Origin of the sequence: Acidiferrobacter thiooxydans (assembly GCF_003333315.1) — a bacterium.
Lineage (GTDB): Bacteria > Pseudomonadota > Gammaproteobacteria > Acidiferrobacterales > Acidiferrobacteraceae > Acidiferrobacter > Acidiferrobacter thiooxydans.
Map to the genome: position 1 here is coordinate 237533 of NZ_PSYR01000001.1, position 20593 is coordinate 258125.

Genomic DNA, 20593 nt, shown 5'->3' on the forward strand with positions numbered 1-20593 from the left:
CGATGACAATTATAGGAGGACCCTTCGGTACCTGCTAGCCGCCATCGGTAGCCGTAAGGGCGACGAAGCGCGAACCCGCTCACGGATCGATGATCAGGCCATGCCCCATGCCGTCCCGATAGAGTCGCGCCGACAAGGCCAGGGCCTCGTTCTTATCCGTCTCTGGCCCCAGGCGTACGAGATAGAGGTCGCGACCATCCACGTCGTCATGAAAGATCCGGGGGTCCGTGAGCCCCTTTTTGTCGAGGCGGCGCACCAGGCGTTCGGCGTCCTGATGGCGCGCGAAGGCGCCTACCTGCACAAAAAAGGCCCGGTGCGCCACGCGGTGGGCAGGGTGCGGCCCGAATACATCGGGTCCGCGATGATCGACGGGGATCGGTCGGCGGTGGGTCTGGCCAGGCACTATACCCTCGACCTCCACGGGCGCGGTTCCGGTGGCGAGCATCCCCAAACGCGCGGCGGCGGCGTAGGACAGATCGATGATGCGCCCGGGATAGAATGGCCCACGGTCATTGACACGCACGATCACGGTCTTGTTGTTGTTGAGATTGCGTACGAGCACGTAGCACGGCAGCGGCAGGACCTTGCTGGCCGCAGTCATGGCGTACATATTGTACGTCTCGCCGTCCGAGGTCTTTTGTCCATTGAACGGCAGGCCATACCAGGAGGCGATGCCGCGCTGGCGATAACCGGCGGCTGTCTTCAAGGGATAGTACGTGCGCCCGTCGACCGTGTAGGGGCTGTTGCCGTATGGGCTCAAGGCCAGCTTGTGGGGCACGACATTGCGCGTCGAAAGGTCCGCGGGATTGCGGTAACCGGTGCTCGGCAAAAAACCGCAACCGGCGAGCGCAAGGCTAAGGCCTAGACCGGCCGCGAGGCGCCTGCAGCCGGTTTTGAAACGACTGCCCATGGGTCGAGGTCTCCTGTGAGAAATCCAGGGTACAGCACGCCCAGCCTCCACGGAAATCCTGGTCACGGACCCCGTGGACATCGCCTCAATTCACCAGACGGCGGTGGCTATGGATGCTCATGAGCACCCCGAGGCCCGCCATGATAATGATGAGTGAGGTACCGCCGTAGCTTAGCAGCGGCAATGGCACGCCAACCACGGGCAGTATCCCTGCGACCATGCCCATGTTGATGAAGACGTCAAAGAAAAACAGGATCGACAAGGATCCGGCGAGCAGCCGAGAGTAGCTGTCCTGTGCGGAAAAGGCGATGCGCAGGCCGCGATAGACGATAAAGAGATAGAGGGCGAGCAGTGCCAGATTACCGAGCAGGCCGAACTCCTGACAGAAAACCGCGAACGCAAAGTCGGTGGTGCTGTCTGGCAGAAAATGGAGGTGCGCCTGACTACTGTTCAGCCAGCCTTGTCCAAAAAGGCCGCCGGAGCCGACGGCGATCATGGCCTGGATGGCGTGATAGCCCGCCCCCAGGGGGTCGGCCTGCGGGTGGAACAGGATATAGATGCGCTGGCGCTGATAATGGTGCAGGTGCGCCCACAGCACCGGGGCTGCGGCCGCCGCCAGCATAAGGACCGTGAGGATGGTGCGCCAGCCGATCCCCGCGAGGAACAAGACGATGAGGCCCGACAGCATGACGATCAGCGCCGTACCGAGATCCGGTTCTTTGGCGATCAAGAGGACGGGGATCAGCAGGATGAGGGCCGCGGCGATGATGCGCCCGAGGCGCGGCGGCAGGTGGCTGCGCGAAAAAAACCAGGACAAGGCCATGGGCACGAGCAGTTTCATGAACTCCGAGGGCTGCAGGGACAGCGGTCCCAGGGCGATCCAGCGGCGGGCGCCGAAGCGCACGACGCCGATCGCCAAAACCGCGGCCAGGCCAAGTACCCCGACGACAAAGGCCGGGACCGACCAGCGCCGATAGGATTCCGGGGGGATCTGGGCGACGGCTATCATGACCACAAACCCGATGGCCAGGCGCACGGCATCACTCAACGCGAAGTCGATACTTTCCCCGCTGGCGCTATAGAGGACCACCAGGCTTATGGCCGCGAGGATGGTCAGTGCGCTAAAAAGCGGTTTGTCGATATGCCAGCGTTCGAAGAGCGTCATGGACTGATCCTTGCCTGCGCGATCTGCGGTCGCAACTGATTCTGCGGCCGCGCATGGACATGGCCCAGGAGGTAGAAGTTCATGAGGGCGCGCGCGATCGGGGCTGCGGCCAGTGCCCCAAAGCCCGCGTGCTCGACGACCACCGCGATCGCGATGCGTGGATGGCTGACCGGCGCGAAGGCGATGAACAGCGCATCGGAGCGGATATGTTTTCCCTTGAAGCCGGGCGCCGCGCTCCAGAGCTGGGCGGTCCCGGTCTTGCCGGCGACCTTGTACGGGAGGCCGTAGGCGATGCCGCGCGCGGTCCCGTGCGGGCCTTCGACCACCTGTGTCATGTCTCGGATCAATTGCTTCAGGCTATTCTTGCGGCGCCGGGGCACGGCCGGATAGGCATAGGGTTTGCGGAAGCGAACATGGTGCGTGACCGGGTTTACGACCCCACGTACCACCTCCGGACGCATACGGATGCCGTGATGGGCGATGGCGGCCACTGCGTCGGCGAGCTGCAGGGGCGTGACCAGCAAGGGGCCCTGACCGATACCCGTGATCACCGTCTGTCCTGGATACCAGGGTCTGCCGCTCGCCTTGATCCAGGCCTTGGTAGGCACGAGCCCCCGATATTCGCCGGGGAGATCGATGCCGGTGCGGTGTCCGAACCCGAAATCGGTGAGATAGCGGGTCATGCGGTTGATGCCCTGTTTGAAGGCCAGACGGTAAAAGTATACGTCGCAGGACTGCTCTATGGCGTCTTTCAGGTCCACGCGGCCCATGCCGAGCGGTTTCCAGCAGTGGAAGAGGTGCGTGCTATGGGGCAGGTGATAATAGCCGGGACATGTGATGTATTTGTGCGGATGGAACCACCGGGTCTGCAGGGCGGCGTAGGCGTAGAACGGCTTTATGGTAGAGCCTGGCGGGTACAGGCCGTTCAGCGCGCGGTTGTCCAGGGGGCCATTGGGGTTGGTCGCAAGCGCCTTGTAGGCCTTCTCGCGTATGCCTACGACAAACGGGTTGGGATCGTAGATGGGGCTGCTTATGAACGTAAGGACCGCGCCGGTACGGGGATTCAGGGCGACCACGGTGCCCGGTCGGTTATTGAGCATCTGCTCGCCGATCGCCTGCATCTGGGCGTCTATATTCAGGTAGAGGTTGTGGCCGGCGTGCGGCAGTATGCGTTTTAGCACCTTGACCGCCCGCCCGCGTGCGTCCATCTCGACATCCTTGTACCCTATGCGCCCCATCAGTTCCTTCTGATAGCTTTTCTCGACCCCCATCTGACCGATGTCGCGGTAGCCGACATAGCGGTCGGCGTTGCGCCCATGCAATTCGGTCTGGGTGATGCGGCTTACATATCCTATGGCGGCGGTGGCCAGACCGCCGAGGGGATAATAGCGGCGCAGCTGGGCGTGCAGGGTCGCGCCGGTCAGGCGGGTGAGGTTTACCGCCACGCGTGCCGCCTCGGCCTCGCTCAGGTGCGCGCGCAGCGTGACGCTTTGAAACGGCTTGTGTTGCGTAAGACGCCTGCGAAACTCACGGATATCCTGCGCATTCAACGCCACGAGTGGCCTCAGTTTAGCGAGCAGCCGGTCCATGTTCGGGACGCGATCGGGCGTCACCTGGAGTGTAAAGACCGGGAAGTCGTCGGCTAGCACCACGCCGTTGCGATCCAGGATGAGCCCGCGGGCCGGGGCGATCGGTACCGGGCTTACGCGGTTGTCCTGTGCCAGGGTGGCATAGTAGCGGTGCTTGACAACCTGCAGATAGCCCAGGCGCATGAGCAGACCGAGGACCAGCAGTGTCCCGAGAACCGCGGCAACCCATATGCGCGATTCGAATAGCCGCAGCTCCTGGGAGTCGTTTTTGAGGGGAATGATGCGCATGGCTCAGCTGATCTTGGCGCGCCGGCGCACCTCCCGGAGGATGGTGAACAACACCGGCCACACGATGACGTTGGCAATCATGGGCGCGGTGTCGCGCCACAGCGGCGGCGTACCATGAACCAGCGATTTTATCATGATAACCATAAGGTCGCTAATGGCGATCAAAGTTCCCACGGCCAGCGCCTGCTGGGAGCGCGGAAACATGCGCAGTCGCAGCGTGAAATGCAGCGCCAGAAAGGCCAGCAAGGCCTTTGCCAGGGCCTGCTCCCCGAGCAGGGAGCCGTAGAGCGCATCCAGAAAGAGCCCCACGATCCAGCCGCTGCCGACGCCTATGCGTTCGGGCACCGCCATACACCAGTAGACCAGCACCAAAGACACCCAGTCGGGCCGCAACAGTCGCACGGAGTCGGGCAGCGGGATGATCGCCAGCATCATCGCCAACACAAAGCTCGCCAATATGAGCAGGCGCTGTTTCAGTGTGAGCGGGTTATCCATGATGCGTGTCCCGTGCCCCGGTTTGTGCGCGCGGCCATAGCAGCAACACGTGCGTGTGATAGGTGAGGTGCGCAAGCGGCACGGCGCGGACATTCAGGAAGGCGAGATTGGGGTTGCTCGTGACCTTTGTGACGCGCGCCACCGGGTAGCCTGGCGGGTAGATGCCTCCGAGCCCCGAACTCACAAAAACGTCGCCTGGACGGATATCGGCCGTCACCGTCAGGTAGGGGATCTTCACGCGGTGGAGTGATCCGGTCCCAAAGACGATGGCGCGCAGGCCGTTGCGCTCGGAGATCACCGGTACCCCGCTGTCGGGGTCTGTGATCAGCATCACCTCGCTGGTGTCCCGGTTCACCGACACCACCTGCCCCACTATGCCGTGCGCGTCGATGACGGCCTGTCCGATGAATACATGGTCGTTCCGTCCCTCATCCAGGGTCAGATGCTGCTTGAAGGGGCCCGAACCCACATCCAGGACGCGCGCGAGACCCGCGCGGTAGCCGGGGATCGCGGACCCATGGAGCAGGGCGGTCAGGTGCCTGACCTCAAGACGCAGGGCGGCGAGCCGGGACGCCTCGATCTCCAGGCGCCGCGCGCGCGCCCTGAGACGCGCGTTTTCCTGGCGCAGGCGGCTATTGAGACGCAGATCCCGGCGGGCGTCGTGTATCAGCGCGAAGGGCAGCGCCGTGAGTTCCTGAAGGGGGTGGCCGGCGCGCAGGATGGTGCCACGCACTGCGCGCACGTCGCGGTTATGGTGGGCATCCATCACCATCAGGGCCACGGACGCGCAGGCGAACAGAATCAGCTTGGCGAGATTGGACGGCCGCTTGACAGACCAGCCTAGAAATGTGCCCATGCGTTTACCACAAGTGTTGCAACAAGGCGGCGGTTGCGTAACCGTGCCGGCGCCGCCCAGGGGGTTACTCGTACGCGAATACGTCCCCCAGGACCTCCATTTCCTGCAAGGCGCGGCCACAGCCGCGGGCAACGCAGGTCAAGGGGTCGTCGGTGATCACGATCGGTAGCCCGGTCTCCTCCATCAGCATGCGGTCGATGTCGCGGAGCAGGGCGCCGCCGCCTGTGACCACGAGCCCCTTCTCGGCGATGTCGGCGCCCAGTTCCGGGGGGGTCTGTTCCAGCGCCAGCCGGATGGCGGCGACGATGCCCGCCAGACCCTCGCTCAACGCGAGATGGACCTCCTTGCTGTTGAGCACCAGGCTGCGAGGCACCCCGTCGGCGATATGGCGTCCCTTGACCTCCATCTGCCGGACCTCGCTGTTTTGCCAGGCGGTCCCTATGTCCTTCTTGATCTTCTCGGCAGTCGCCTCGCCGATCAGCAGGCCGTATTTGCGGCGCACATAGCTTATGATCGCCTCGTCCATCTTGTCGCCGGCGATACGCAGCGACGTCGAATAGACAAGTCCGCCGAGCGATATGACACCGACCTCGCTGGTTCCTCCCCCTATGTCGAGCACCATGGAGCCGGTCGGCTCGGCAATCGGCAGGTCCGCGCCTATGGCCGCGGCCATCGGTTCCTCGATCAGATAGACCTCGCTCGCCCCGGCCTTTTGCGCCGATTCACGAATCGCCCGCCGTTCGACCTGGGTGGACCCGCAAGGGACGCAGATGACGATACGCGGGCTCGGCTGAAAGATGCGCCGTTCGTGGACCTTACGTATGAAATATTTGAGCATCTCGCCGGTTACGGTAAAGTCCGCGATGACGCCGTCTTTCATGGGGCGAATGGCCTGAATGCTGCCGGGCGTGCGGCCCAACATGCGTTTGGCCTCCATGCCGACCGCGAGAATGTTTCGCCCGCCCCGCGACCCGAATTCCTGCCTGATGGCGACCACCGACGGCTCGTTCAGGATAATGCCCTTGTCCCGGACATAGATGAGGGTGTTGGCGGTGCCGAGGTCTATGGCAAGGTCGTTGGAGAAGTAGGATCGGAGCCGTCCAAACATAGGGTTTCTGTCCCTTACTTTAGGGTGAGGTGGGGTTAAAATCGCGTTACTCTATCAACCGCTCCCCCCGGGTTCAACCGGAGACCGAAATGTGGTAGCGTGCAACGGATCAACGTGACTATACGGGTTAGCGGCCTTGGACGCGAAAGATATCGAAAAGGTGGCGCACCTCGCCCGTCTGGGTTTGAGTGGGGCGGAGCGGGAGGCCTACGCGCAGGATCTGTCCCGGATACTCGATCTGGTGTCGCACATGAATGCCGTCGCCACCGATGGGGTGGAGCCCATGACCCACCCCGATACGGCCGGCCTCAGGCTGCGCGCGGATGCGGTTCATCAGGAAATCGACCGCAACCAGCTCATGGCCGTGGCCCCTGAGGCCCGCGACGGCCTCTATCTCGTGCCCAGGGTCATCGAGTGAGACCCCAGTGCTGCGCGCACGCCGCCCACCCATAGATTTTCAGGATGCATAGTCGCAGGCATCACCCTTCAAGGACCTCCCGTTGACGCTTACGATCACGAAGATTGCCGAGGATCTCGCTGCCGGCCGTTGCTCCAGCCGCGAACTCGTGGACGACGCCCTGGCGCGCATCAAGACCCACGCCGCGCTGAATACCTTCATCACCCTGGATGAGGAAGCGGCGCGCCGCGACGCCGAGGCCGCTGATCGCGCGCGGCGCGCGGGGGGCAGGGGGATGCTCGCTGGTGTGCCGATCGCGCACAAGGACATCTTTTGTACCGCGGGCGTCAAGACCACCTGCGCCTCGCGGATGCTCGCCGATTTCGTGCCGCCTTACGACGCCACCGTGGTCCGGAAGATGAAGGCCGCCGGCTGTGTCATGGTCGGCAAGACCAATATGGATGAGTTTGCCATGGGCTCGTCCAACGAGACCTCCTATTTCGGTCCGGTCCGCAACCCCTGGGATCGCGAGCGCGTGCCGGGCGGGAGCTCGGGGGGTCGGCGGCGGCGGTCGCCGCGCGCCTCGTGCCGGCTGCCACCGGGACCGATACCGGCGGGTCCATTCGTCAGCCCGCTGCGCTCTGCGGCATCACCGGTCTCAAGCCGAGCTATGGCCGGGTCTCGCGCTATGGGTTGATCGCCTTCGCATCCTCGCTCGATCAGGCCGGCCCCATGGCGCAGACGGCCGAGGATTGCGCGCATCTGCTGACGGCGATGGCCGGCTTCGATGAACGTGACGCCACCTCGCTGGATGTCCCGGTACCGGACTATGCCGCCGAATTGGGCAAGGACCTGAAGGGGTTGCGTATAGGGGTCGTTGCGGAGCATTTCGCAGAGGGCATCGAGCCTGGCGTGGCGGAGGTCGTGCGCGAGGCCCTGCGCGAGTATGAGCGGCAGGGTGCGCGTTTGGTCGACGTAAGCCTCCCCAATAGCGCCCATGCCGTGCCCTGCTATTACGTGTTGGCGCCCGCCGAGGCCTCCTCGAATCTCGCGCGTTACGACGGGGTACGGTACGGCTATCGCGTGCCGGAGTACCAGGATCTCGAGGATATGTACAAAAAGACCCGCAGCCAGGGGTTCGGGTCCGAGGTCAAGCGGCGCATCATGGTCGGCACCTATGCGTTGTCGGCCGGCTACTATGATGCCTATTATGTGAAGGCCCTGAAGCTGCGGCGTCTCATCGCCGATGATTTCGCCCGCGCCTTTGCGCAATGCGACATCCTTGCAGGCCCGGTGTCCCCGTCCACGGCCTTTGCCCTGGGGGCCAAGAACACCGACCCCGTGTCGATGTACTTAAATGACATCTTCACCATCCCGGTCAACCTCGCTGGGCTCCCGGCGCTGTCGTTGCCTGCGGGATTTGCCGGTGGGCTGCCGGTCGGTCTGCAGCTCATAGGCCGCTATCTGGACGAGGCGCGCCTCCTGAATGCCGCGCACCGATTTCAACAGGCCACCGACTGGCACGCCCGCGTGCCGGCTGGGATCTAGGAGGCGACCATGGAGTGGGAGACGGTCATCGGCCTCGAGGTGCATGCCCAGCTGAAGACGCAGAGCAAGATCTTTTCGGCATCGCCGACCGCTTATGGCGCCGCGCCCAATACGCAGGCCAACGTCGTGGATGCGGCGTTCCCCGGGGTCCTGCCGGTCTTGAACGGCGAGGCGGTGCGCATGGCCGCCCGGTTTGGGGTTGCCATCGGCGCGACCGTGCACAGGCGTTCGGTGTTCGCGCGCAAGAACTACTTCTATCCGGATCTGCCCAAGGGCTACCAGATCAGCCAGTACGAACACCCGATCGTCGAACGCGGGCGGCTTGTGATCACGACACCGACCGGCGAGAAGACCATCGGCATCACCCGCGCCCACCTCGAGGAGGATGCCGGCAAGTCATTGCACGAGGACATGGGCGGCTTTACCGGTATCGACCTCAATCGCGCCGGTACCCCGCTTCTGGAGATCGTCTCCGAGCCGGATATGCGCTCGGCGGCCGAGGCGGTGGCCTACCTGAAGACCCTGCACACCCTGGTCCGCTATCTCGATATCTGCGATGGCAACATGCAGGAGGGCTCGTTCCGCTGCGATGCGAATGTGTCGGTCCGCCCCTTGGGGCAGGCGCGGCTTGGGACGCGTGCCGAACTGAAGAACATCAACTCCTTCCGCTTCGTGGAGCGCGCCATCGACTACGAGGTACGCCGCCAGATCGCCCTGATCTCCGCCGGTGGCGAAGTGCGCCAGGAGACCCGCCTCTATGACTCGGCGCGCGACGAGACGCGTTCGATGCGCAGCAAGGAAGAGGCCAACGATTACCGATACTTCCCCGATCCGGACCTACCGGCGCTAGTGTTGACCGAGGCCTTTCTGGCCGAGGTGAAAGACGCCATGCCCGAGCTGCCGGACGCCAAGCGGCAGCGGTTCGGCGTCCAGTACGGTCTGTCCGCTTATGACGCCGGGGTCCTGACGGCAAGTCGGGAACTCGCGCAGTATTACGAGGACGCGGTGGCGGCGGCTGGGGTCGAGCCCAAACTCGTCGCCAACTGGGTAACCGGCGAACTCGCCGCGCGCCTCAATGAGGATGGGCTCGATATCGTCGATTCCCGGGTCAGGGCCGCGGCCCTGGCGGGTCTCTTGCGCCGTATCGCCGACGGCACGGTGTCGGGGAAGGCGGCGAAAGACGTCTTCGAGGCCATGTGGGCGGGCGAAGGCGATGCCGATGCCGTCATCGCCGCGCGCGGCCTGCGCCAGATCTCGGATGACTCTGCGATCGAGGAGGTCGTAAGGCAGGTCATCGCGGCCAACCCGAAACAATTGGCCCAATATCGGGCCGGCGAGGAGAAGGTGTTCACCTTTTTCGTGGGGCAGACCATGAAGGCCAGTCGCGGCAAGGCCAACCCCGCCAAGGTCAACGAGATTCTCAAGCGGCTCCTGGCGTCCTAGCCCGATATAGGGGCTCCCGCTGCATGGCAAGATCGTCTCGGTCTTTGGAATCAGGGTTGGACGGCTCACATATATCCGGCCTCTGATGCTCCGTCGCTGCGAGCCCTGGGGAGAGGCGAGACCTGCAGCAACAGCGCGCGCCCTTAGAGACGCCGTTTCTCCGCATGTGGCGACTGGTCGAGCCGGTACCAAGACGCTCGATGGCGTAGTGCGGCAGCCGCTCGTACAACGGTTTCGCCTCTTCCTGGGCCCGGGTCAGCAACCGCTGATGCACCGATTGTGCGATATTGGCGAGCGGCCGGTGGGTCCCTTAAGCGCCTCGAGATACGGCATTGTGTGGCCGCGCCCCGCCTCGACAAGGCCTAGGTGCCGCTATTGCCTCTTTTCACCGCAGACCACGATCAAGGCGCCCAGCGGCAAAGTGCGGGGGAGTATGCGCTCGGCAAGCCGCGCCACGGGCCCGGCGGATGGCAAGAATACCGCGGAGCGGATGCTGATCCCGCGCACCGCCATCCCCGAAAACAGCGCCTTCACTTCGCGCGCATCGTGCCACCGGGCCCCCCGGTAGGCGCCTTGTCCGCCATGTCGCCCCTTCGCACGATAGAGCAGACTCGTGCGATTCAGCCACCCGATGGCGAAGTGCCGCCGCGTCACCCGCACGATTTCCGCCACCGCCCGTCGTTCGTCGCTTATGAAGCATAACGCGGCAATCGATACGACATGGTCGAAGGTGTCGTCCGCGAACGGCAAGGCCCGACCGTCCCCTGCCACCCATTGCCCGGCGGGACCCGGCTGGGCACGCGCAAAGGACAGCCAGTCGCTGCGGACATCGAGGCCCGTCACCGCCAAACCCTGGCGCGCGAATCGGCGGGTGAACCACCCGCTGCCGCAACCGACATCCAGCAGCGTCTCGCCTTCGCGCGCACCCAGGGCCGCAGCCAGCAGCGCGAATTCCGTGGTACCAATCCATCGGCCGCGTGGGCTTTCATACCAGGCGTCGTAGGAAGCGGCGTCCTGGGTCAGGGTCGTGCCTTTGTGTGCCGCTGATGCCTTGCCCGGCATTGCCAGGCCCGGTCCTTGACCCGCATCGGCAGTCATCCCCTATCCCTCGTCGTCGTCATCTCGCGCCAGCCGGCCCACCTGGAACTACTCCCGCCACCATTACGACATGGCTTGAGTTTCGTGCTCATTGCCGGCCGCACCTTGTAGGCCGCATGGCCTATGGCCGGTCATTGTGGTGAAACATCCACCACTCCACACATCGGGCGGTTCCCGCCCGGAGCCGGACATCGCTTCGCCTAGCAACCATTGAGCAAACGCTTGCACGGGCTCTCCGCTCAATCCGATAGGTTCGGGAAGAACGAGGCAGAACGTTTTGGAGATGCTCTTCCCGTCTGGCCACGGAGCGACCAACCGCCCCTGCGCCAGTTCGGCCTCAACGTAAAAGCGCGGCACGAGGGCCACACCGAGGCCGGCCACTGCCGCCTCGATCAGCATCGCGTGAAGGTCGTAGCGCGCCCCAATCGCGGGACTGGTCAGTGCGATACCGGTGTCCTGCGAATAGTGTTGCCAGGCATCGGGGTTTTGCCGTCGGTGCAGGCGCGGCAAAGTGTCCAGTGCGGCAGTCCCCCCTTTACTTTCTTTCAGAAGGGCGGGATGACAAACCGGAATGAGCACCTCATGCAGCAGACTGTACGTGCGCATTCCTGTCCACGCCGCATGCTCGAAATGGATTGCGGCATCGAACCCGCTTCCGGCGAGGACGAAAGGCTCCAATCGTTCGGTAAGATGCACGGTGATATTGGGGTGCTTCTGCCGGAATCGTGACAAGCGGGGAATGAGCCATCTCATCGCGAAAGTCGGGATAGTGGCAATATCGAGGCTTGCGCTACCGCTCGGTTGCCCCATCAGGTACTGGCTGTCGCGGTGCAGGCGATCGAGTATCTCGCGGACTTGAGCCGCGTATCGCTCCCCATGGGGCAGGACCCTAACGCGATTTCCGATTCGCTCAAACAGCGTGACACCGAGGAAGGCTTCCAGTCGCCCGATCTGGCGGCTGATTGCTCCCTCGGTCAGGGACAACTCGTCCGCCGCGCGGGCGAAACTGCCATGACGGGCCGCGGCCTCGAATGCTATCAGTGCCGCGTTGCTGGGGATCTTCCGGCGCATGGGCCTTCCTGATTCGGGGCTGGCGAATCCAGCTCACCGTGACATTTCATCACCGAAGCATACCAAAAAAGCGATTTACATGCAGAATCACGGCCGTATCATGATGGAATGTCAACAAAGGAATCCGGGCCAATAAGCTTTCTGGTCACGAGTGATCCAATGATCTATACAGTAGAATGCAGCTTCACCGATCCGGCTAGCGAGGCGGAGTGGAACGAGTTTTATAGTCTGGCAAAATTGCCAGCGCTTATTTCGGTGCGGGGATTCCATACCTCACAGCGCTTCAAAGCCTTGACCGCCGGTTGTCCTGTTTATCTTGCCGTTCACTCGATCAACAATCTCGAGATTTTGCAAGGGGATGAGTATCGCCAGAAAGGCGGTGGCAATTTCTCGCGCTGGCAACAACACATCACGGATTGGCATAGAAATCTCTACGGTGGCCTTGACCGCGCACCTGCTATCGGCGCAAACGAGTATCTAGTGGTGAGCGCAATCGGCCCCGATCCCTTTATCAAGATGGGCCTCACGCCTTATCAGATGCAGGCCATCGCATTGGATAAGTTTCCTGAATACCGGTGGCTGGCCAAATTAGGCCGTTCCGTCGAGGCCGGTATCGAAGATCTACCGAAGGGTGTCTATCTCTATGCGCCGATGACGGAGCAATTGACGAGCCGCGGTGACGGCAATCCCAAAACGTCACGGTAGCGCCCAAATGCCCAACATCACGATTATTATCCCGATGGAAAGGACGCCGTCAGATGGAGCACTCTTGGGGCGCGCTGTGTAATGCGCTCGACTCGGCACGGAAACCCTTAAATATCCGCTGAAAAGCGTGCACATCATCTATGTTGCCGGTCGTCAAGGACGAGGGTATCCGGCATTGACCGAAATATGGGAAGGCCAGATCGACCCGTTTGCGCGTCACCTGCTCCGACCGGGCGTTTATCCCCGCAAGGCCCGCGCTCCCGTGCGCCATTGGGGCAGGTCTTGGCGCTGGGCCGCAAAAGACGGCCCTTCCCCCGTCTCCTGGTATATCCGCATCCCCTCTTCCAGGGCCGTGTTATACAAACGCTGGTGCGGACCCCGCATCTCCAGGAGCCGCTCCGCTGGGGCCATGTTGGGATAGAGACGATAGGGGACGTTGCGATGGCGCATGGTCTCATGATCGAGGTTTCACGCCGCCTCACAACCCTCGGAACCGCTGTCTCCAGGCCGACCGCGGCGCTTTGTGTCGCGATAATGCCCTGAGGTTGGCATATGCTCGACGGAGCGCTCCTCGAAAATTGTTACGAAGGCCGTTTCTTTGGCAAACGCGAGGCGTGCGCGCATCAGGGGCGCGCTGCCGCGCCGTGCCATGCCATTGCGAATGGGGCTTTGGTTTGTCCGGGCCGGCCCGTTCGCGGATCGCTCATGGGCCGCGCCCACTTAGCTTGTGAGGTGGCGATAGATGTCCGATATCTTCAAGGGGAGCTTGCGTACGTCGTCGATCTGCACATAGTTGGCGGCGCCGTACATGTGCGGCAGATAATCGCGCGCGTCGGTGTCGATGGTGATGCAAAAGGCATGGATGTCATCGCGTTTGGCCTCGAGCAGCGCCTGACGCGTGTCCTCTATGCCGTATTCGCCTCGGTAGCCGTCATAATCATCAGGTTTGCCGTCTGACAGCGTGATGAGCAGCTTGGTGCGCGCCTCCACACCGTTGAGCAGGCCGCAGAGGTGGCGGATCGCAACCCCCATGCGCGTATAGTCCTGGGGCTTCATGCCGGTGATGCGTGCGCGGACCTTGTCGTCATAGGGGTCTTCGAAGCGCTTTACGCGATACATCTCGCAGCGTTTACGCGTGATGCCCGAGAACCCGTAAATGGCATACCGGTCTCCCAGGATCTCCAGGGCCTCGCACAACAGCACCAGTGACTCGCGCTCGGCATCATTGATCCAGCCCTTCGTCGACCCGCTCATGTCGACCATGAACATGACGGCGATATTGCGCGCGAACCGTCTGTTACGCAGAAATAGCCCGTCCGGAAGTTCGCGACCCGAACGCAGGTCTGCGAACCCCTGGACCAAGGCGTCGAAATCGATGTCGTCGCCGTGTTTCTGGCGTCTCTGGGTGGCGTGTTCCCCGCGCAGCGCCTCGAAGGTCTTGCGTAGCCGCGCGGCGAGGCCGGCATATTTCCGCAAGGTCTGTGCGACAAACGGTTCGTCCACGGGATGGACATCGATCTCGCGCAAGACGCACCATTCCTTGCGGTAATGCTGGCGCTTGTAATCCCATTCGTTGTAATGAAATGCGCCCTCTTCGTGATAGGTTCCCTTCCAGACGTCTTCCGGTTTGCGGGCGCTTTCCATCGCGTAGGCCCCGTCGCCGGCGGCCACCAGATACTCGTCTGGGATATCGCCGAGGTCCTGGACGATGGATTGCATCAGGGCGCGCACCTCCGGCGGCGCGACCAACGCCTGGCCATCCAGGAAAAGGGTGGGGTCCTGACGGCCGGTCTCGTCTTTGTGGACCGCAAACCGCCGCTCCTCCGGTGCGGTCGTTTTACCCTCCAGGATTGTCTTCAAGGCCTTTTGCAGCGCCGCGCGTTCCTGTTCCAGGCGTCCGGCAAGCGTCGTGGCCACTGCCGCCGGGTCGAGCACTCCCTGATAGAGGCGGGGCCTCGGCAGGGGTTCCCCGTAAAGCGCGGCCACGGCCTGGTAGGTATCGTCAACGGTGGCGTTGGCCGTCTCGAGCCGGGCGATCCAGGGTCTCCATGAGGCCGGTGCCGGGGGGCGCTCCTCGAGGGCGCAGAGTTCCCGGTAGAGCCCGGGCAGCTCGCGCGCAAGACAGGCGTCGAGACGAATGGTCTCCAGGGCATGAAAGAGGTCCCGGGCGTAGGCGGCGTCCGGCAACGACTGACAGTACTCCAGGAGGCGGGCGGGGTGGTTGCCCGGAAACGTTCCAAACCAGGTCTGTGCCCAGAGATGGGCGGCCAGGACCTTGTAGAGGCGCAGGTTCTCGGCACGCGTCGGCAGTACCGCGATCACCGCCGGGAGATACATGCGCGCGGTGTCGGTAAAGGCGGACTCCCCCGCTTCGAGCTTGAGCGGCCTTCCGGAAAGCGCCTGCAAAAAGAGCTCGAGGACCGGCCCGATCTCCTCCAGGGTCACGGCGCGGGCGCGCTGCGCGCGCGCCGCGGCAAACGCTTCCACCTCACTTAAGGCGGTGATGGCCGGATAAAGTCCCATCTTGTCGTAGACATCCATGGCCTGGATGATCCAGGCCTCGGCGTCATCCATGGCCATGCGCTTTAGGCCCTCGGCCGCGCGATTGGCAAAATGAAAGGCGAGCTCGGGATTGGTTTTGGCGATGATGGCGATCCAGTGACGGGCGAAATCCTGCTGGTCGCGGGCAAGCTGCGCGAGCGCGGCCGCGGCCGTCCGGCTGGTGCGGCGCAATGACAATGCCGCATCGAGCTCCTCATCCAGCCAGTCCTCGAGTTCGGAGGCGGTGAAGGGCTTAGAATCGGTCATCGCCATCACCCCCTGGGGCCGTGGGATGGGCCGGCGCTTGCGGCCCTTTTCTGTTACCCTTCAGGCTATGGACATCCTCTTTTATCATCGTCCCGATTGCCACCTCTGCGAGGACATGGCCCGTGCCTTGGCGCCGCTTGCGGCCGAGCTTGGTGTGACCGTCCGCGCCGTCGACATCGAAAGTGATCCGGACCTCGAAGCGCGCTACGGCCTCAAGGTCCCGGTCTTGGTTCACGGCGATACCGAGATCTGTTGCTATCGCCTCGACGAGGGCGCCGTGCGCCGGGCTGTGGATGCTAAAAAAGCGACGCACTGAGCTCATGGATGGCGGCCAGCATCTCCGGGTCGTCCGTGAGGGCCTGGGCAATCGCGCCCCGGCACGCGGCTACCGGGCTTATGCCCGACACCATGAGCTTGGCGGCATGCACGAGCAGGCGTGTGCTCGCGCCCTCCTCCAGGCCGCTGCCCTTGAGATTGCGCGTCATGGCGGCAAATCTGACGAGCTTGCCGGCGATGTCGTCCCCCACCCCGCTCTCGTGATCGACTATGCGTTTCTCAAGCTCGGCGGACGGGTAATCGAATTCGAGTGCCACGAAACGCTGGCGGGTGCTTTGCTTTAAGTCCTTGAGCACACTCTGATAGCCGGGATTGTAAGAGATCGCCAAGGCGAATTCGGGGGGCGCGTACAATACCTCTCCGGTCTTCTCGATGGGCAGTACCCGCCGGTCATCGGCGAGGGGGTGGATGACGACCGTCGTATCCTTGCGCGCCTCGACGATTTCGTCCAGATAGCAAAGCCCGCCGATACGTACCGCCCGCGCCAGCGGGCCATCGACCCATGCCGTGTCTCCGGCGGTGATCAGATAACGCCCCACAAGGTCGGAGGCCGTGAGATCGTCGTGGCAGGACACGGTCACGAGCGGACGCTTCAAGCGCCACGCCATATGTTCCATGAAGCGCGTCTTCCCGCAGCCCGTGGGACCCTTCAGCAAAACGGGGATCTGATTGCGGTAGGCGCTCTCGAACAAAAGGATCTCGTCGCCTTGCGGTTCGTAATATGGCTCCTTCGTCACGAGAAGGGCTTCAGCTTTCACAACACCTGGTTCCACGTGTCCCTCGTCTATCGTGGCACTGATCCGACTACAGTATGCCAAAAGCCTCCGACAATCCAAAAAGCGATCGACGCCCCGGCCATTCAAGGCGTGCTGGGTATCCCGCAACGTTCGCGTATGCGGTAGGCGTCTGCTATACGGGACAGACGCGCGCCGTCATGGGGAGTTCCGGTTTCCTCGCCCGGTGTCCCGTACTATCGCTTTACATGGAGAATGGCTGTTGACGAGTGTGGCATCTCTCTCCACAATGCTATCGATCATATTCGTTCATCTATGAGAGCGCGGGGTCCCACCCGCGCGGGCAGTACGGCCGATCGAGCCGGCTCTCGTCTACGCGGCATCTTATGGCGCCATAGAAAGTTTCTAACCATGGCCCTAGCTCTTGCGGGCCTCTTCGGCGTATAACGTGGACGGCCCCCTGCCGGCGTAAGCCGCGGCTGGCTTTAGCGAACGCCACCCCTGAGGAGATCGCTTAATGGCGGACGTAGTTGCAACACATGAGACCATCGTGGTGGTCGGTGGCGGCATCAGCGGAATGACCGCAGCCGTCGAGGCCGCTGAAACCGGCAAGAACGTCATCCTGCTCGAACGAACGCCTTCGCTCGGAGGCCGCGTCAACCAACTCTATAAGTATTTCCCGAAATTGTGCCACCCGACTTGCGGCATGGAGATCAACCTTCGCCGCCTGCGCGCCAACAAGCGCATCAAGGTCCTGACTCTGGCCGAGATCACGAAGGTGGAGGGGCACGCGGGCGATTACAAGATCTCCGTTACCCTCCATCCCCGCTATGTCAATGACCATTGCACCGCCTGCGGCGCCTGCGGCGAAGCGGTTTCCGCCGAGATCCCAAACCCCTTCAACTACGGGATGAGCCGCATGAAGGCCGCCTATCTGCCTTCGCTCATGGCCTATCCCCAGCGCTACGTCATCGATCCGTCCATACTGGGAACCCCTGACGCCGAGAAGGCCCGGGATGCGTGCAAGTACGGCGCCGTCGATCTCGACATGAAGGCGGAGGTGATCACTTTAAGCGCCGGGGCGGTGGTGTGGGCGACTGGCTGGCGTCCCTATGATGCCGGCAAGATTCAGCCTTACGGCTACGATCGGTTTGATAATGTCATCACGAGCGTCGAGTTCGAGCGGCTGTCAGATCCGCGGGGTCCCACGGGAGGGCGTATCGTCCGTCCATCCGACGGCAAAGAGGCCAAGAACGTGGCGTTTATCCAGTGCGCAGGGTCTCGCGACCGCAATCACTTAAAGCATTGCTCGCGCATCTGCTGCATGGCATCGCTGAAGCAGACGACCTATATGCGTGAGCGTTTCGGCGACGAGGCGCAGTCCACCGTTTATTACATCGACATCCGCGCCATCGACCGCTTCGAAGATTTTTACCAGAAGGTGCAGGCCGATTCGACGGTGCGTTTCGTGAAATCCAAGGTGGCCAATATCACCGAGGACGAAGCGACGGGTGACGTCATATTGCATGGGGTCGATACCGAAGGTTACCACCGCTATGACAACCGCCACGACCTGTGCGTATTGGCGATCGGCATGGAACCAAGCGTGAACATCAAGGCTATCGCCGATGTCGCGGTCGATGCCAGCGGCTTTATCGAGATGGGCGCGACAGATGGCGGCCTGTTCGGTGCTGGATGCGCGGCCAACGCGCTCGATGTAAACCGGTCGGTGCAGAGTGCCACGGCAAGTGTCTTGCGCGCTGTGCAGGTGGTGAACCGCGTGGCGAAGGCGGAGGGTTAGGACATGGCGGACATGAAGATCGGCGCTTATGTATGTCAGGGCTGTGGCCTGGGTGAGCGCCTCGATACCAAGGCCCTTACTCTCGTCGCGCAAAAGGAAGGCAAGGCGCACATCGTGCGCGAGCACGAGTTCCTGTGCAATAGCCAAGGTGTGGCCATGATCCAAAAGGACATCGACGAGGGTGTAAACCGCGTCGTGATCGGCGCGTGCTCGCGCCGTGCCAAGGCCGAGGCCTTCAGCTTCGAGAATGTCGCGGTGGCGCGCGTGAATCTGCGCGAGCAGGTCATATGGTCGCAGCCGGCCACCGAAGAGGCGCGCGAACTGACCCAGGAGATGGCCGCGGATTACATGCGCATGGGCTGCGCCGAGGCGAAAAAGATCCAGGCCCCGACCCCGAACCCTGAGCACGGCACCAACCGGCGCGTGCTGGTGGTCGGCGGAGGCATAACCGGCATGACCGCGGCGCTCGAGGCGGCGCGCGCCGGCTACGATGTCCTGCTGGTGGAAAAGACCGGGGCCCTGGGCGGTTTCATGGCCAAGCTCCATAGGCGGATTCCCTTCCGCGAGCCGTTCGCCGATCCGCAGGCAACCGGCGTGGAGGCGCTGGCGGCGGCGGTGACGCAGGAGCCCCATATCACGGTGTTCCTCAATTCCACTACCACGCGCACGAGCGGCGCCCCGGGCCGTTTTAGCGTCGACATCACGACCGAGAGCGGCCAGACACAAACAGAGAACGTGGGCGCCATCGTCATGGCGAGCGGCTTTACGCCCTATGATGCGAGCAAGTTGCCGGAGTTGGGTTACGGCAAGAGCCAAAACGTCGTCGACCAGGCGGGTCTTGAGACATTGGCGCGCACCGCCGCCGCCCGGGGCGAGCCGATGCGCCGGCCTTCCGACGGGAAAGAGATCAAGAGTGTGGTGTTCGTCCAGTGCGCCGGTCAGCGCGATGCCACCGGCACGCATCTCAAGTACTGCTCCGGCCATTGCTGCAATACCAGCATAAAGCAGGCGATGTACTTCAAGGAGCAGAACCCCGACATCGACACGGCCATCATCTACACCGACTTACGGACGCCTGGTAATGGCGAGGATTTCTACCGCAGTGCCCAAAAAAAGGGTGTGATCTTCACCAAGGGCAAGGTGGCGTCGGTGGATGTCGATGCAGGCGGCTCGGCCGTCGTTCATTTTCATGACCTGATCCTAGACGACAAGGCGGCGACCATGAAGGATGTCGACCTGGTCGTCCTGGCCACGGGCCAGGTGCCGAATTCTGGGATCAATATCGATATCCCGGCCGGTGCCGAGGATGTCGATACTGGCAAGCCCACCGAGCAGGCCGTGTCGGTGCTGAATCTCACCTATCGCCAGGGTCCGGATGTTCCACAGCTTCGATATGGTTTCACGGATTCGCACTTCATCTGCTTTCCCTACGAGACCCGCCGGACCGGCATCTACACCGCCGGACCGGTACGCCGCCCGATGGATATCGCGCAGGCGGTGGAGGATGCCACCGGGGCTGCGCTAAAGGCCATACAGGCGGTGGAGAACGCCGGCCTTGGGCGCGCGGCCCATCCACGCTCGGGCGACTTGAGCTATCCGACCTTCCGTCGTGAGGGCTGCACGCAGTGCAAGCGCTGCACAGTCGAATGTCCGTTCGGGGCGATCGACGAAGATGAGCAACGCTACCCGCAGTTCAATGAGGGGCGCTGCCGGCGCTGCGGCACATGCATGGGCGCATGTCCGGTGCGCGTCATCTCGTTCGAAAACTACTCGGTCGACAGCGTCGGCTCGCAGATCAAGGCGGTGGACGTCCCCGATGAGTTTTCGGAAAAGCCGCGCATCCTGCTGCTGGCCTGCGAGAACGATGCCTATCCCGCGCTCGATATGGCCGGGGTGTCGGGACATACATCGAGCGCGTTCATCCGCACTATCCCGGTCCGCTGTCTCGGTTCGGTCAACATGATATGGATCACGGATGCCCTGAATAGTGGCTATGATGGCGTGATGCTGATGGGGTGCCGACATGGCGACGAGTATCAGTGCCATTTCGTGAAGGGATCGGAGCTTGCGAACTATCGGATGAGCAAGATCGACGATACCCTGAAGAATCTGAATCTGGAGAAGGACCGTGTCCGGGTGCTCGAGGTCGCCATCGCCGATATCGCGAGGGTTCCGGAGCTCATCAATGATTACGCCGCCAAGATCCAGGAAATCGGCATGAGTCCGTTCAAGGGTTTCTAG

At 62.8% G+C, this 20593-nt stretch carries 16 protein-coding genes and 1 pseudogene; 7 read left to right on the forward strand and 10 right to left on the reverse strand.

Going from position 1 to position 20593, the window contains the following annotated elements:
• Positions 1 to 79: 79 nt before the first annotated feature.
• From C4900_RS16980 to C4900_RS01260, 6 genes are all read right to left on the reverse strand, one after another.
• Complete coding sequence (locus C4900_RS16980; RefSeq protein ID WP_065972327.1) at positions 80 to 910, reverse strand: septal ring lytic transglycosylase RlpA family protein; 831 nt, start codon at positions 908 to 910, stop codon at positions 80 to 82.
• Positions 911 to 995: 85 nt separating this feature from the next.
• Positions 996 to 2075: a rod shape-determining protein RodA gene (gene rodA, locus C4900_RS01240; protein ID WP_065972326.1), complete on the reverse strand. Its 1080-nt coding sequence runs from the start codon at positions 2073 to 2075 to the stop codon at positions 996 to 998.
• Entirely contained in the window at positions 2072 to 3952 is a 1881-nt protein-coding gene (gene mrdA, locus C4900_RS01245; RefSeq protein WP_065972325.1) for a penicillin-binding protein 2, read from the reverse strand. The genes rodA and mrdA overlap by 4 nt, the downstream gene beginning before the upstream one ends.
• Before the next feature lie 3 nt (positions 3953 to 3955).
• Positions 3956 to 4447: a rod shape-determining protein MreD gene (mreD, locus tag C4900_RS01250; protein WP_065972324.1), complete on the reverse strand. Its 492-nt coding sequence runs from the start codon at positions 4445 to 4447 to the stop codon at positions 3956 to 3958.
• Complete coding sequence (gene mreC, locus C4900_RS01255; protein WP_114282158.1) at positions 4440 to 5303, reverse strand: rod shape-determining protein MreC; 864 nt, start codon at positions 5301 to 5303, stop codon at positions 4440 to 4442. Before mreC ends, mreD begins: the two co-directional genes overlap by 8 nt.
• 64 nt (positions 5304 to 5367) lie before the next feature.
• Entirely contained in the window at positions 5368 to 6411 is a 1044-nt protein-coding gene (locus C4900_RS01260; RefSeq protein ID WP_065972322.1) for a rod shape-determining protein, read from the reverse strand.
• Between the two features lie 136 nt (positions 6412 to 6547).
• Between C4900_RS01260 and gatC the strand changes: the two genes are divergently transcribed.
• The 3 genes and pseudogenes from gatC (at position 6548) to gatB (ending at position 9799) form a co-directional block, all read left to right on the forward strand.
• Positions 6548 to 6829 (forward strand): Asp-tRNA(Asn)/Glu-tRNA(Gln) amidotransferase subunit GatC, encoded by a 282-nt coding sequence (gene gatC, locus C4900_RS01265; protein WP_065972321.1) that lies wholly within the window; start codon positions 6548 to 6550, stop codon positions 6827 to 6829.
• Positions 6830 to 6911: 82 nt separating this feature from the next.
• Positions 6912 to 8356, forward strand: a pseudogene (gene gatA, locus C4900_RS01270) (Asp-tRNA(Asn)/Glu-tRNA(Gln) amidotransferase subunit GatA).
• Between the two features lie 9 nt (positions 8357 to 8365).
• The gene (gene gatB / locus C4900_RS01275; protein WP_065972319.1) at positions 8366 to 9799 is read left to right on the forward strand and encodes an Asp-tRNA(Asn)/Glu-tRNA(Gln) amidotransferase subunit GatB; all 1434 of its coding nucleotides are present in this window, start codon (positions 8366 to 8368) and stop codon (positions 9797 to 9799) included.
• A 372-nt stretch (positions 9800 to 10171) separates the two neighbouring features.
• Here gatB and C4900_RS01280 read toward each other — a convergent pair whose 3' ends face one another.
• Complete coding sequence (locus C4900_RS01280; protein WP_065972318.1) at positions 10172 to 10861, reverse strand: class I SAM-dependent methyltransferase; 690 nt, start codon at positions 10859 to 10861, stop codon at positions 10172 to 10174.
• 99 nt (positions 10862 to 10960) lie between these two features.
• On the reverse strand, positions 10961 to 11968 hold the full coding sequence (locus C4900_RS01285) for a LysR substrate-binding domain-containing protein (RefSeq protein ID WP_083996358.1): 1008 nt from the start codon (positions 11966 to 11968) through the stop codon (positions 10961 to 10963).
• 159 nt (positions 11969 to 12127) lie between these two features.
• Between C4900_RS01285 and C4900_RS01290 the strand changes: the two genes are divergently transcribed.
• Positions 12128 to 12673, forward strand: coding sequence for a sugar ABC transporter (locus C4900_RS01290; RefSeq protein WP_065972317.1), 546 nt, complete (start codon positions 12128 to 12130; stop codon positions 12671 to 12673).
• Positions 12674 to 13393: 720 nt separating this feature from the next.
• On the opposite strand, the gene C4900_RS01305 is transcribed toward C4900_RS01290, so the two are convergent.
• Complete coding sequence (locus C4900_RS01305; protein WP_065972331.1) at positions 13394 to 15481, reverse strand: nitric oxide reductase activation protein NorD; 2088 nt, start codon at positions 15479 to 15481, stop codon at positions 13394 to 13396.
• Between C4900_RS01305 and C4900_RS01310 the strand changes: the two genes are divergently transcribed.
• Positions 15459 to 15797 (forward strand): glutaredoxin family protein, encoded by a 339-nt coding sequence (locus C4900_RS01310; protein ID WP_211306709.1) that lies wholly within the window; start codon positions 15459 to 15461, stop codon positions 15795 to 15797. The genes C4900_RS01305 and C4900_RS01310 overlap by 23 nt on opposite strands.
• Here the strand turns inward: C4900_RS01310 and C4900_RS01315 are convergent.
• Entirely contained in the window at positions 15778 to 16554 is a 777-nt protein-coding gene (locus C4900_RS01315) for a CbbQ/NirQ/NorQ/GpvN family protein (protein WP_228579797.1), read from the reverse strand. The two genes, C4900_RS01310 and C4900_RS01315, sit on opposite strands and share 20 nt — an antisense overlap.
• A 514-nt stretch (positions 16555 to 17068) precedes the next feature.
• Here C4900_RS01315 and C4900_RS01320 point away from each other — a divergent pair.
• A complete protein-coding gene (locus C4900_RS01320) occupies positions 17069 to 18352 on the forward strand; it encodes a CoB--CoM heterodisulfide reductase iron-sulfur subunit A family protein (RefSeq protein WP_114282160.1) in 1284 nt (427 codons plus the stop codon).
• A gap of 3 nt (positions 18353 to 18355) precedes the next feature.
• A complete protein-coding gene (locus C4900_RS01325; RefSeq protein ID WP_114282161.1) occupies positions 18356 to 20593 on the forward strand; it encodes an FAD-dependent oxidoreductase in 2238 nt (745 codons plus the stop codon).

What these genes read in the sequence shown, in the direction of transcription:
- C4900_RS01320 (WP_114282160.1), top strand. Translation starts at nt 17,069, where the DNA reads ATGGCGGACGTAGTTGCAACACATGAGACCATCGTGGTGGTCGGTGGC.
- C4900_RS16980 (WP_065972327.1), bottom strand. Translation starts at nt 910, where the DNA reads ATGGGCAGTCGTTTCAAAACCGGCTGCAGGCGCCTCGCGGCCGGTCTA.
- mrdA (WP_065972325.1), bottom strand. Translation starts at nt 3,952, where the DNA reads ATGCGCATCATTCCCCTCAAAAACGACTCCCAGGAGCTGCGGCTATTC.
- C4900_RS01325 (WP_114282161.1), top strand. Translation starts at nt 18,356, where the DNA reads ATGGCGGACATGAAGATCGGCGCTTATGTATGTCAGGGCTGTGGCCTG.
- C4900_RS01280 (WP_065972318.1), bottom strand. Translation starts at nt 10,861, where the DNA reads ATGCCGGGCAAGGCATCAGCGGCACACAAAGGCACGACCCTGACCCAG.
- mreD (WP_065972324.1), bottom strand. Translation starts at nt 4,447, where the DNA reads ATGGATAACCCGCTCACACTGAAACAGCGCCTGCTCATATTGGCGAGC.
- C4900_RS01290 (WP_065972317.1), top strand. Translation starts at nt 12,128, where the DNA reads ATGATCTATACAGTAGAATGCAGCTTCACCGATCCGGCTAGCGAGGCG.
- C4900_RS01305 (WP_065972331.1), bottom strand. Translation starts at nt 15,481, where the DNA reads ATGACCGATTCTAAGCCCTTCACCGCCTCCGAACTCGAGGACTGGCTG.
- mreC (WP_114282158.1), bottom strand. Translation starts at nt 5,303, where the DNA reads ATGGGCACATTTCTAGGCTGGTCTGTCAAGCGGCCGTCCAATCTCGCC.
- rodA (WP_065972326.1), bottom strand. Translation starts at nt 2,075, where the DNA reads ATGACGCTCTTCGAACGCTGGCATATCGACAAACCGCTTTTTAGCGCA.
- C4900_RS01260 (WP_065972322.1), bottom strand. Translation starts at nt 6,411, where the DNA reads ATGTTTGGACGGCTCCGATCCTACTTCTCCAACGACCTTGCCATAGAC.
- gatB (WP_065972319.1), top strand. Translation starts at nt 8,366, where the DNA reads ATGGAGTGGGAGACGGTCATCGGCCTCGAGGTGCATGCCCAGCTGAAG.
- C4900_RS01285 (WP_083996358.1), bottom strand. Translation starts at nt 11,968, where the DNA reads ATGCGCCGGAAGATCCCCAGCAACGCGGCACTGATAGCATTCGAGGCC.